We start from the raw sequence: 11,749 nt of genomic DNA on the forward strand, positions 1-11,749 counted from the left end.
ATTTTAATGACATCGTGTACAACAGACGAGTATGATCAGCAAGTAGAAACAAGTGTTTATGAAATTGATAATTCATTTTTAAATAGAGATGGAGATGACGGAACAACTGGTAGCACAACAAATTCAGACACAGATGAGTTGGACGAAACAGACCCAATCGTTAAACCTAAAAGAGATTAATTACCCTTAAAACAAAAAACAACCTAGATTAAACGAATTCAGATGAGTTAGATAATATAGATTCAATAGTTAAACCAAAAAAAGATTAATTTGAGTAAGAAAAATCATTAAATTTGTTTCAGGCAGATTAATTTTAAAAAAAGACAAGTTGAAACAAATAATTATTTTTATAGCGTTTATTATTTTACTTGGTTGTTCAGATAAGAAGAAATCTCTCGAAGTAATAGATAAGCCTAATCAGAAAATTAATCAATATCTTTCATTTGCTCAAGATGAAAGTATATCAAGTGAAAATCGTATTAAATATAGTGATTCAGCCTATTTTGAACTACAGTTTAAAACAAATGACTCAACAACAAGAAGAAATTACTTTAAGGTTGCAAACAGGTATTTTTCACTTTATGAATTAGATAAATATAAGAATGTTGCTGCTAAAGCTTTACAACTAGGGAAATCTAGTAAAGATTCAACAACAATAGCAAAAGGGCTATATTATTTAGGAGATTATTATTTTGAAAAAGCGAGAAACGATAGTGCTTACTGGTATTATAATAAAGCCGAAAAGGTATATTTGAAAATTGATGATCAAGTTAATTTAGTTAATACAATATTATACAAAGCATACATTTTATTGTATGAAAAAGACTTTTTAGGGAGTGAAACAGCCACTATCCGAGCTTTGGATATTTCAAAAGGGATAAATGATGATATGCTTATTTATGAATGTTATGTAAACCTAGGAAGTTCTTTGCTTGGCTTAGATAATTACGAAAAAGCACTTTATTACCATAGTAAAGCATTAATTCAAGTTGAAAAATTAAAAAAGAGTTTCTTTTATGATATTTTTAAAGCTCAAACATTTAATAATATCGGATTAGTATATCAGAAAAACAAACTTTATAAAGAAGCAATTGATAATTTTTCAAAAGGACTGAAAGTTAAAAATTTATTGCAATTGCAACCTGTTGTTTATTCAGCTCTCTTAGATAATTTGGCTTATTCAAAATTTAAACTTAATAAAGAAGAAGGACTAGAAGAACTCAATAGATCTCTTTTTATTAGAGATAGTATTGGTAACATACCAGGAATAATAAAAAGTAAAATTCATCTTTCAGAATATTATTTATCAAAATTAGATACAACAAAAGCATTACAGTTTAACAATGAGGCAAATTCTTTAGCAAAAAAATCGAGTTATAATCAAGAGATTTTAACTACTTTAGATTTATATACAAAGATAAATCCTAAAACAGGACTTTATTATGCTAAGAAATATATAAAACTAAGCGATAGTTTATATGATTTAGAAAGAGCAACAAGGAATAAGTTAGCAAGAATAGAATTTGAAACAGACGAAATAATACATGAAAATGAAGAGATTTCTAGTGAGAAAAAAGTAATACTAGGTGTTTCAATTCTTGTAGCATTTATAGGTGGATTGTTATATATAATTTTATTTCAGAGATCAAAACAAAAAGAATTACTCTTTACACAACAACAGCAAAAAGTAAATGAAGAAATTTACCAATTAATGCTAGATCAACAAGTAAAATTAGATGAAGCAAAAAACAATGAAAAGAATAGAATAGCAAGAGAACTTCATGATGGAATAATGAATAAACTTGCCAGTACAAGACTAAATTTATATATACTTACTAAGCGAACAGATGAAGAAACTATACAAAAGTGTATAGGTCATATAAATGAAATTCAGAATATTGAAAAAGAAGTAAGAGCAATTGCACATGAATTAAGCAATAATGTTTTTTCTGAAAAAAGTAATTTTAAGTCTATTTTATCCGAGTTATTAATTGAACAACAGAATTTATATGATGCAGATTGTGAATATACAATTGATAAAAAAATTCAATGGGATAATGTAGATGTTGAAGTAAAAATGCACTTATATAGAATCTTGCAAGAAGCATTAAATAACTGTAATAAGTATGCTAAAGCAAAAACTATAAATGTAAGTATTGTAAAACAAGAAAAAATTGTAACTTTACAAATAAGAGATGATGGAGAAGGATTTAATGTTAATAAAGCCAAGAAAGGAATAGGCATTAAAAATATGCTTCAAAGGATAAGTGCTGTTAATGGAGAATTAAATATAGAATCTGAAATCGGAAAGGGAACGACCCTGTTTTTTAAAATACCAATAGAATAAAATAATAATTATGAGCTCTAAAACAATTAATATTTTCATGGTCGATGACCATCCTTCAATGATTGAAGGGTATAAAAGTATTTTATCTTATAACGAATTAGGATATAAAATAAATGTTACTTCTGCTTTTGATTGTCAAACGGCATATAAAAGAATGTCACAATCAGAAGATATTTATGAATTTGACATGATATTTCTGGATTTAAGTTTGCCTCCATATGAAGAAGCTAATATTCAATCAGGACAAGATCTAGCTATTTTTGCAAGAAAAAAATATCCGTTCACAAAAATTGTTATGCTTACATCTCATGCAGAAGCATTTATTTTATTCGATATTCAAAAAACAATTGATCCAGACGGACTTTTAGTGAAAAGTGACTTTACAGCCGATGAGTTTTTGAAGGCGTTTGAAGTAATTATTAACAAAGAAAAATACGTAAGTAAAACAGTTAATGAAAGTATTCAAGAGATGCTTGCTGTAAGGAATAATGTATTTTTAGATGAAAGTAATAGAACAATCATTTCATTGTTAGCACAAGGCGTTTTGTCTAAAAATTTACCAAACTATGTAAATTTAGCCCAAAGCTCTATAGATAAACGTAAAGCACAAATTAAAGATTATTTCTGTGTTAAAGGAGGTTCAGATGAAGACATTGTTAGAGAAGCAAAAAAACATGGATTTGTTTAAATGAATTTTTTAACAAATTCTATAATAAACTTGTAAAACAATCTAATTAATAGTTCATAACTTTATGTTGTACTAAATAACATGTTATGAAAACTTTAAATAAGACTTCTCGTTTTCTAAAATTATTACTGTTACTTCTAGTAATAAGTTTGGTTTGGTTTTTCGTGGTTATGGAAATGTTATATAATTTGTTTTTTCAGGAAATTGATAATCCAGTACTATTTTTAGATTATGCTATTCAACTTAAAATAGTTTATGTTTTAGGAGTGTTTATTATAGTTGCATATTCAACTATAATCTTGATGAAAACAAAAAATGAAAACAAACATAAATTCAACTAATTATATTTCATTTTCCGTAAAACTCGCATTACTTCTTTAAAAGCTAAATATACTTCAGGACTATCGTGATGTTTTAAATATAGCTTAGAATCAATAAGTTTTTGTTTTGCATCATTAAAACCGTTTAGATAACAGATCATTAAAATTGAAGGGATGTTGTCTACATCTTTTAGTTCTCTTTCATTTAAAGAAATTCTCTTTTCTAGTTTTTTTAAAAGACTAAGAGTAGCATTGTAAATATGATGAAGCATTTTTTTATTATATTGAGGTGGCTGAAAAAGCATTTCGGTATCCATTTTATAATAGCCATTGTCAAAGAAAGTAATAGTAACTCTTTCTAAAGGATAGTAACTTGTTCTATCATTAATGCCAAGTGTAATATGTTCGGTTATAATAAAAGAATTTTCATTGTAATTTATTGTAACATCATCTTGTGCAGAATAAAATAATTTAATTTGTTCGTTAATTAGCTCTATATCAACTCTAGAATAGTAAGTCGTATCTCTTACTTTTTTCTTAATTCCAGCCCAACAGACGATGAATAATTCTTTGAAAACCTTATAATTTGAATGTAAATCTTTATGGCGATTATTTATAAAATCAAGAACACCATCTAAAGTATGCTTTATACTATTTCTAGAATTATTCTCAATACTTATAATAGTTTCAATATTCGTTTTTGAAAACGGAACTTTCTCTTCAGTTGGAATAGAATTGCTTCCTCTTCTTATAAAAATAGTATTAGCCACAATAGTATGAATCCCTTTTTTAAAAGAAGAGATTTTGTTTTTAGGATTTATAGTAACTAGCCCAACTACTTTATTTACAGGTAAATTAGGAAAAGGAATATTCTCATATTGAATTTTTGGAGGATTTTCTAAATAAGCATTAACTAAATTTTGAATTTTACTATCATCAAAAAAATCATCACCTACAATTTCATTATTTTCGTCTTCAACTCCTACAACAATATAAGAGTTATTTGCCGGATTAGAATTAGATAGCGCACAAATATGTTTTAAAAATTTGGCCTTTCCTTCCTTACTATGTAAATTCAACTGTCTCTTTTTGTCGTAAAAACTATTCTCATCATTGTGAGCCAATAAATTTTTTATCAATAATCTTTTATTTAGCATCTCTAGAAATAATTTGGCACTAATTTACTGTTTTATTTTAGGGGATTCAAAATGTTTTGATTATAAATTATATTGTTGATTATCTTTTGGTTATGAATTTTAAATAATAAATAAAAACGTCAAACTTTAACAACAAAGGCAAGAAATCTATATTCAAATTATTGCGCTACTGTTGTAGATTTACAAGACTGAAGTCAAAAAGCAATAGTATTAATTTAACTAAACATTAAAAATTATGAAAACAAACTTTAGAAAGATTGCTTCGCTTGTTGTAATCTCAACTTTTCTTTTCTCTTGTAGTAATGATCCTGTAATTGAAAATAATGAATTGAGTTATTTAACGTCTGATAAAATTGAATTTGGAAAGTATATTGCTAACTCGATAAAAAGTTCTAATGGAATCAGTTTGTTTAAAGACAATAAATTTAAAGATCAAAACGAGGTGTTGCTTACAGAAGTATTCAATTCTTTAAACATTAAAAATAGTGAGGAGTTTATTTCTCCAGAAATAAAAAAAGAAGGAATTTTAGAATGCTTTGTTTATAATCAAGAAAAGATGAATTTAAACTTTTTAAATGATTTGCAAATTCTTTTCGTACCAATAGATGATAATGTTGAAAAACTTGAAGGTGTAGATATTAATGGAAATAAAATAACAGTTAATGCACTAACACCAAGTGATAAACCAATGCTTTTTATTGATCAACATGGTAAATTTGAATTTCAAAAAAACATGAAATTATTCAATGAAGAGTTAAAGAAAAGAGGCTTAGATTATAAATTAACAAATAATGTTTCTAGTCAATCTACAGCTGTAGACTTCAATAAAATTGATTCAATAAAACTATCTGATGTAGAAGAACCGTGGTTTAAAGGAAATCCAGAAATTTATGCTATTGTTTTTAATTTTGATAAAAACTTTAACGATCCTTCAGTTCCACCTCTTAGAGTTTTACAAATGCCATATATCAAGAAAAAAGATGTTTTATACACACCAGAACAACCCTTTGTTTTTTGGAATGAACATACAAGAAATGCTGCAACTATGATTATCATGGAAGAAGATTCAGGTTTTGATTATGCAGCGGTTATTAATATTGTTGTTCAAGCAATCGGAACAGGAGTAACACTTGGAACAGGAGATGTAGTTTGGACACCATTTGTGGTAAATACAGTAACATCTGTTTTAGATGCAATAAAAGGTAGTTGGTCGCAAGATTCAGACGATGAAATAGATCAATATTATATTATTAGAAAAGAAAATGTAACACAATTAAAAAAAGGAGCAAGTAATAATGCCTCAATCACTTATTCTTTTGAAACATTATAAAAATAACAATCAAAATTATTTTAAAAACACATTGTAAAAGATGTGTTTTTCTTTTTATGTAAAATATTGATTAGTTGCTAATTATATCTTTGTTTGCTTTTGAAAAGAGACTATTATGGCTTAATTTCTTAAAAAAATAAAAACAAAATCATAAATAACACCAAAAACGATTATTTACTACTTTTTTTTAACGCTATATTAACATCGTAGTCCTAAATTAATTTTCAATTTTGAATTGTTAAATTTTTTTTGAAAATTTGAAGCAAAATTATATGATAATGGAAGAAAATACCGCTACTTTAGACATTCGCGCAATTAATGAAAAAATCGAAAGAGAAAGTGCCTTTGTAGATTTACTCACAATGGAAATGAATAAGGTGATTGTTGGACAAAAGTATATGATTGAAAGATTGCTTATAGGTCTTTTAGGACAAGGACATATCTTGTTAGAAGGTGTTCCTGGTTTAGCTAAAACATTAGCAATTAATACTCTTTCTCAAGCTGTTCAAGGTTCTTTCAGTAGAATTCAATTTACACCAGATCTTTTACCTGCGGATGTTGTAGGTACAATGATTTATAACGTAAAGGCAAATGACTTTACAATTAAAAAAGGACCTGTTTTTGCAAACTTTGTATTAGCCGATGAAATTAACCGTGCCCCAGCAAAAGTACAATCAGCTTTGTTAGAAGCTATGCAAGAAAAACAAGTTACAATTGGAGACGAAACATTTAAATTAGATAAGCCATTCTTAGTAATGGCAACTCAGAATCCGGTTGAACAAGAAGGAACTTACCCACTTCCAGAAGCACAAATGGATCGTTTCATGCTAAAAACAGTGATAGATTATCCAAAAATGGAAGACGAAAGACTAGTTATTCGTCAAAATTTAGCTGGAGAATATGCAAAAGTAAATCCAGTTGTGTCTGTTGAACAGATTATTAGAGCACAGCAAGCCGTACGTGAAGTATATATGGATGAAAAAATTGAAAAATATATTTTAGATATTATTTTTGCAACACGTTATCCAGAGAAATATAAATTGGAAAATTTAAAACCTTTAATTAGCTTTGGAGCATCTCCTCGTGGAAGTATCAATTTAGCTGTTGCAGCAAAATGTTATGCCTTTATAAAAAGGAGAGGATATGTCGTTCCTGAAGATGTTCGCGCTGTAGTTCACGATGTTTTACGTCATAGAATAGGTATTACGTATGAAGCAGAAGCAGAAAACATTACTTCAATAGACATCATCAATAAGATTGTTAATGAAGTGGAAGTGCCTTAATATTAGTAGGCAGTAAACAGTAACAGTATGCAGTTTTGCAATAATACTGAACACTTTTAACTGAAGACTGAATACTAAAACAAATGGATACAAAGGAAATTCTAAAAAAAGTTCGAAAAATTGAAATCAAAACCCGAAGATTAAGTAATCATATCTTTTCGGGTGAATATCACACATCCTTTAAAGGAAGAGGAATGACCTTTTCGGAAGTTCGTCAATATCAATATGGAGATGATGTGAGAGCAATTGATTGGAACGTTACAGCACGTTATAATGAACCTTATATAAAAGTTTTTGAAGAAGAAAGAGAATTAACAATGATGCTCATGGTAGATTGTAGCGGTTCTGAAAGTTTTGGAACAACAAATCAATTTAAAAGTGAAATTGTTACAGAAATTGCAGCCACACTAGCTTTTTCATCAACTCAAAATAACGATAAAGTAGGGTTAATTTTATTTTCTGATGGAATAGAACTATATATTCCACCTAAAAAAGGAAAATCTCATGTTTTGCGAATTATTCGTGAACTAATTGAGTTTAAGCCCAAGAGTAAAAAGACAGATTTAGCACAAGCTCTAAAATTTTTATCTAGCATCATGAAGAAAAAAGCAATTGTTTTTTTAATCTCAGATTTCATGGTAAAAGAATACGAGCAAACATTGAAAATTGCTTCTAAAAAGCATGATGTAACAGGTATTAGAGTTTTTGATAAAAGAGAAGAAGTAATTCCAAACTTGGGAATTGTAAATATGTTAGATGCGGAAACAGGAGAAACATTTTTAGTAGATACAAGTGCTAAGACTGTTCGAATGAATTATGAAAAATATTATAAAGAAAATGTAAAGTATTTTACTGAAACTTTCTCAAAATGTGGTTCAGGAACAGTAAGTTCAAGAGTCGATGAAAATTATGTAAAAAAACTTTTAGGTTACTTTAAAGCAAGAAATTAAGATGTTGAAAAAAATAAATATAATTTTTTATCTATTAATTAGTTCGTTTGCTTTTTCGCAATCGATACAGTCAACAGTCGATTCTACTCAAATTAAGATTGGATCACAATTTAATTTAACAATAAAAGCGAATGTTTCTAAAAATGATAAAGTAATCTTTCCAGAAAGTCCATTTTTTGGACAATTGGAAGTTTTAGAGTCATATCCTGTAGATTCAATTAAAAACAACGATAAGCTTGAATTAATAAAAAAATATGGATTAACTCAATTCGATTCTGGTCGATATGTAATTCCACCACTTCAAGTTATTATTAATAATAAAACAACACGTACAGATTCTTTTGCTATAGTTGTTAATAATGTAGTAGTAGATACAACAAAGCAACAAATGTATGATATTAAGTCAATTATACATGTTGATAAACCAACAGATTATTTTTGGTTATATGTTATATTTGGAATTATATTAATACTTGCTATAGGATATATTGCATATTTATTAATTAAGAAGAAACAAGTAAAAAAAAATGAGGAAGAAGCTATTCTTTACGCTTCACCTATAGAAAAAGCACTAGCACAATTACAAAGTTTAGAAGGAAAAGAATTGTGGCAAAAAGGAGAAACGAAAGCATATTATTCAGAATTGACAGACATTACCAGATATTACCTTGAAGAAGCTGTTGAAATTCCAGCGATGGAAAGTACTTCAAATGAATTATTTGAAACACTTAAAAATACAGTTAAAAGGAGAAAAATTAAATTAAGTCAAGATATTTTAGATAAATTTAAAAGAGTAATGTCTAATGCTGATTTAGTAAAATTTGCTAAATCAAAACCATTGGATTTTGAAATTGAGAATGATAAAAAAATGGTTGATGCTTTCTTAATGTCATTAGATAAAGCAATTCCAAGAACTGAAGAAGAAACAGAAAATTTATTTACAGAAGAATTAAAACGAAAAAAAGAACATTCTCAAAAGCTAAAACGATTATTTATTCCAATATCCTTAGTTTTGTTTTTGTTGCTATTAGGAGCGGTTTTTATAGGTATAACAAAAGGAACAGATTACGTAAGAGAAAATTGGCTTGGGCATAATGCAAAATCATTGTTAAATGAAGAATGGGTAACTTCTGAATATGGAGATCCAGCAATTATAATTTCAACACCAAAAGTTTTAAACCGAATTAATGATGAACGTATCCAAAATAACCTTCCTTCACATGTGAAAGCTATTGCAAACTTCACTTATGGAAGTTTATTAGATAATTTTTCTATTGCATTAGCAACAACTGCATTTAAAGATACTACTTCAGTAGATTTAGATAGAATTGTTGAGGTTAAATTAAAACAAATGGAATTGTTAGGTGCAAAAAACATTACCGTTAAGAATGAAGATTATGAAGATGCTAAAGGGTTAACAGGTAAAAAAGCATATGGTACATTTACTGCAATGAATCTTATAGAAAAAGAAGATCAACAAATGAATTATGAAGTATTAGTTTTTTCACAACCAGGAGGAGCACAAGAACTTTTACTAATCTATAAAAATGATGATGAATATGCACAACAAATTATGGAAAGAGTAATAAATTCAGTTGAACTTAGAAAAACTACAGAAAAATGAAAAATGTAACATTCTTACATCCTGAGTTTTTTTGGCTGTTTTTGCTATTACCATTAGCAATAGGTTGGTTTATATATTCTAAAAAAAAGCAAACAGCTACTATTAAAATGAGTACGTTAGCACCATTTAAGAATAATAGAACACTACTTTCAAGATTAAAACCATTGCTTTTTGTATTAAGAATATTAGGGCTGTCAACAATTATAGTTGCTTTGGCAAGACCAAGAAGTGTAGATGTAACAGCAAAATCAAGAACAACGAGAGGAATTGATATTGTAATGGCTCTTGATGTTTCGGGAAGTATGTTGGCAAAAGACTTAAAGCCAAATAGACTTGATGCGTTAAAAAGAGTAGCATCAACATTTATTGAAGATAGGGTTAATGATAGAATTGGATTAGTTGTTTATGCAGGAGAAAGCTATACCAGAACACCTGTAACTTCAGACAAAACAGTTGTTTTGCAATCATTAAAAACAGTAGAATATGACGATTCTATTATTGCAGATGGAACAGGAATTGGCGTAGGATTAGCAACAGCAATTAATAGATTAAAAGATAGTAAAGCAAAAAGTAGAATTATTATTCTTTTAACAGACGGAGTTAATAATTCAGGAACAATAGATCCAAGAATGGCAGCCGATATAGCAAAGCAATATGGAATAAAAGTATATACAATAGGTATTGGCACAAACGGAATGGCTCCTTTTCCTTACGCAAAAGATGCAAATGGACGATTTTTATTTAGAAATATGCAAGTAGAAATTGATGAAGGACTAATGAAAGAAATTGCAAAAACAACTGATGGAAAGTATTTTAGAGCCACAAGTAATAAAAAATTAGAAGAAATTTATTCTGAAATCAATAAACTAGAAACAACCGAAGTAGAGGAAAAAAAATACTTTAATTATGATGAAAAATTCAAACCTTTTATTTGGTTTGCTTTCGGATTATTATTAATTGAGATTATCTTACGAAACACTGTTTTTAGAGGATTTGTTTAAAAAAAATAAAAATGTATCATAAGTTAGAAGAACCTATATTGTTATACTTGTTGTTATTGATTCCATTATTAATAGCATTGTTCTTGTTTCAGGTATATTGGAAAAAGAAAAAGCAAAAAGAATTTGGAGATTTAGAATTAATAAAGCAATTAAGCCCAACAAAATCTCGTTTCAAACCTGTTTTAAAATTTGTAACCATACTTTTAGCACTAACAGGACTTATTTTGGCTTTGGTTAATCCAAAAATTGGAACTAAAATGGAAACAGTCAAAAGACAAGGAATTGATATTGTTTTCGCTCTAGATATTTCTAAAAGTATGCTATCAGAAGATATAGCCCCAAGTAGATTAGAAAAATCAAAACAATTAATTAGTCAAATAATTAATAGTCTTGGTAACGATAGAATTGGAATTGTAGGTTATGCGGGAAGTGCATATCCTGTTTTACCAATGACTACCGATTATAGCATAGCTAAAATGTATCTTCAAAATATGAATACTAATATGTTATCGTCTCAAGGAACAGCATTGAACGATGCAATTAATTTAGCAACAACATACTTTGATGCTGTCGATACTAGTAAATTAATTATATTAGTTTCTGATGGAGAAGATCATGGAGATGGAGCAAATGAAGCAAGTGAAATTGCTAAAGAAAAAGGAATTAAAATTATAACAATAGGAGTTGGAACAGTTAATGGAGGTACAATTCCAATAAAAGCAGATAATGGAGTTATAACAGAATATAAAAAAGATAATAATGGGGAAGTAGTTATTACAAAACTAAATCCAACAATATTAGAAAACATTGCAAAAAATACTAATGCAGTTTATATAGAAAATAGTAATACAAAACAAGTAGTAGAACAGGTTAAAAATGTATTAGATAATATTGAAAAAACAGAATTTGAATCGCAAGAAATAGCAGAGTATCAAACACAATATCAATGGTTTATTGGAATTGCATTTTTCTTATTGTTTCTAGATATTTTCTTTTTAGAAAGAAAAACATCATGGTTGCAAAGATTAAATTTATTTAATGAAAGGTAA

At 27.8% G+C, this 11,749-nt stretch carries 11 protein-coding genes; 10 read left to right on the plus strand and 1 reads right to left on the minus strand.

Translation table 11 applies throughout. The features are described from left to right. The 4 genes from SY27_RS18890 to SY27_RS11885 all read left to right on the plus strand — a co-directional run. On the plus strand, window positions 1-180 hold a 180-nt coding region (locus SY27_RS18890), incomplete at its 5' end, for a hypothetical protein (RefSeq protein ID WP_161794155.1). 148 nt (window positions 181-328) lie between these two features. Then, the gene (locus SY27_RS11875; RefSeq protein ID WP_052705312.1) at window positions 329-2,347 is read left to right on the plus strand and encodes a sensor histidine kinase; all 2,019 of its coding nucleotides are present in this window, start codon (window positions 329-331) and stop codon (window positions 2,345-2,347) included. Window positions 2,348-2,357: 10 nt separating this feature from the next. After that, window positions 2,358-3,035 (plus strand): response regulator, encoded by a 678-nt coding sequence (locus SY27_RS11880; protein ID WP_045970562.1) that lies wholly within the window; start codon window positions 2,358-2,360, stop codon window positions 3,033-3,035. A gap of 86 nt (window positions 3,036-3,121) precedes the next feature. Continuing rightward, window positions 3,122-3,376 carry a hypothetical protein gene (locus SY27_RS11885; protein ID WP_045970564.1) on the plus strand — a complete coding sequence of 85 codons (255 nt, stop codon included), beginning with the start codon at window positions 3,122-3,124 and terminating at the stop codon, window positions 3,374-3,376. On the opposite strand, the gene SY27_RS11890 is transcribed toward SY27_RS11885, so the two are convergent. Next, window positions 3,373-4,512 (minus strand): ATP-binding protein, encoded by a 1,140-nt coding sequence (locus SY27_RS11890; protein WP_045970566.1) that lies wholly within the window; start codon window positions 4,510-4,512, stop codon window positions 3,373-3,375. The two genes, SY27_RS11885 and SY27_RS11890, sit on opposite strands and share 4 nt — an antisense overlap. A 235-nt stretch (window positions 4,513-4,747) precedes the next feature. Here SY27_RS11890 and SY27_RS11895 point away from each other — a divergent pair, with 235 nt between their 5' ends. The 6 genes from SY27_RS11895 (at window position 4,748) to SY27_RS11920 (ending at window position 11,749) form a co-directional block, all read left to right on the plus strand. After that, window positions 4,748-5,842, plus strand: coding sequence for a DUF3103 family protein (locus SY27_RS11895; protein WP_045970568.1), 1,095 nt, complete (start codon window positions 4,748-4,750; stop codon window positions 5,840-5,842). Between the two features lie 278 nt (window positions 5,843-6,120). Beyond that, complete coding sequence (locus SY27_RS11900; protein ID WP_045970570.1) at window positions 6,121-7,125, plus strand: MoxR family ATPase; 1,005 nt, start codon at window positions 6,121-6,123, stop codon at window positions 7,123-7,125. Between the two features lie 83 nt (window positions 7,126-7,208). Further along, entirely contained in the window at window positions 7,209-8,075 is an 867-nt protein-coding gene (locus SY27_RS11905; RefSeq protein WP_045970573.1) for a DUF58 domain-containing protein, read from the plus strand. Window position 8,076: 1 nt separating this feature from the next. Next, on the plus strand, window positions 8,077-9,699 hold the full coding sequence (locus SY27_RS11910; protein WP_045970575.1) for a BatD family protein: 1,623 nt from the start codon (window positions 8,077-8,079) through the stop codon (window positions 9,697-9,699). Then, complete coding sequence (locus SY27_RS11915) at window positions 9,696-10,700, plus strand: VWA domain-containing protein (protein ID WP_045970577.1); 1,005 nt, start codon at window positions 9,696-9,698, stop codon at window positions 10,698-10,700. The genes SY27_RS11910 and SY27_RS11915 overlap by 4 nt, the downstream gene beginning before the upstream one ends. 11 nt (window positions 10,701-10,711) lie before the next feature. Continuing rightward, the gene (locus tag SY27_RS11920) at window positions 10,712-11,749 is read left to right on the plus strand and encodes a VWA domain-containing protein (protein ID WP_045970579.1); all 1,038 of its coding nucleotides are present in this window, start codon (window positions 10,712-10,714) and stop codon (window positions 11,747-11,749) included.

Source organism: Flavobacterium sp. 316, assembly GCF_000967805.1.
Taxonomy (GTDB): Bacteria; Bacteroidota; Bacteroidia; order Flavobacteriales; family Flavobacteriaceae; genus Flavobacterium; species Flavobacterium sediminilitoris.

Excerpts from the sequence above, each read along its gene's own strand:
- SY27_RS11905 (WP_045970573.1), top strand. The coding sequence starts at position 7,209 with ATGGATACAAAGGAAATTCTAAAAAAAGTTCGAAAAATTGAAATCAAA.
- SY27_RS11890 (WP_045970566.1), bottom strand. The coding sequence starts at position 4,512 with ATGCTAAATAAAAGATTATTGATAAAAAATTTATTGGCTCACAATGAT.
- SY27_RS11900 (WP_045970570.1), top strand. The coding sequence starts at position 6,121 with ATGGAAGAAAATACCGCTACTTTAGACATTCGCGCAATTAATGAAAAA.
- SY27_RS11895 (WP_045970568.1), top strand. The coding sequence starts at position 4,748 with ATGAAAACAAACTTTAGAAAGATTGCTTCGCTTGTTGTAATCTCAACT.
- SY27_RS11880 (WP_045970562.1), top strand. The coding sequence starts at position 2,358 with ATGAGCTCTAAAACAATTAATATTTTCATGGTCGATGACCATCCTTCA.
- SY27_RS11920 (WP_045970579.1), top strand. The coding sequence starts at position 10,712 with ATGTATCATAAGTTAGAAGAACCTATATTGTTATACTTGTTGTTATTG.
- SY27_RS11915 (WP_045970577.1), top strand. The coding sequence starts at position 9,696 with ATGAAAAATGTAACATTCTTACATCCTGAGTTTTTTTGGCTGTTTTTG.
- SY27_RS11885 (WP_045970564.1), top strand. The coding sequence starts at position 3,122 with ATGAAAACTTTAAATAAGACTTCTCGTTTTCTAAAATTATTACTGTTA.
- SY27_RS11910 (WP_045970575.1), top strand. The coding sequence starts at position 8,077 with ATGTTGAAAAAAATAAATATAATTTTTTATCTATTAATTAGTTCGTTT.